This is a genomic window from Pigmentiphaga humi (assembly GCF_900606115.1).
Taxonomy (GTDB): Bacteria; Pseudomonadota; Gammaproteobacteria; order Burkholderiales; family Burkholderiaceae_B; genus Pigmentiphaga; species Pigmentiphaga humi.
Genome location: NZ_UWPJ01000052.1, coordinates 1 through 304, shown reverse-complemented (window position 1 = coordinate 304; position 304 = coordinate 1). Strand labels below are relative to the sequence as shown.

Annotated in this window: 1 protein-coding gene; it reads right to left on the bottom strand. The window is 65.1% G+C overall.

Features of this window, described 5'->3' with window-relative positions; genetic code table 11:
- Positions 1–304: EF-Tu/IF-2/RF-3 family GTPase (locus PIGHUM_RS23810; protein WP_246013490.1), on the bottom strand; the 304-nt coding region annotated here is incomplete at both ends.

Here is a 304-nt window from a genome sequence, read left to right as displayed (position 1 = left end):
CTGGTCCAGCAGCTTGCGGAACATTTCCACGCCCGTGCAGGTGGTCTTGACCGTGTCCTTGATACCCACGATCTCGATTTCCTCGCCGACCTTGATCAGCCCGCGCTCGATACGGCCCGTCACCACCGTGCCGCGGCCCGAGATCGAGAACACGTCTTCCACCGGCATCAGGAACGCGCCATCGACCGCGCGCTCGGGCGTCGGAATGTACGAATCCAGCGCAGCGGCCAGTTCCAGGATCGCCGGCTCGCCCAGCTCGCTCTTGTCGCCTTCCAGCGCCAGGCGTGCCGAACCCTTCACGATC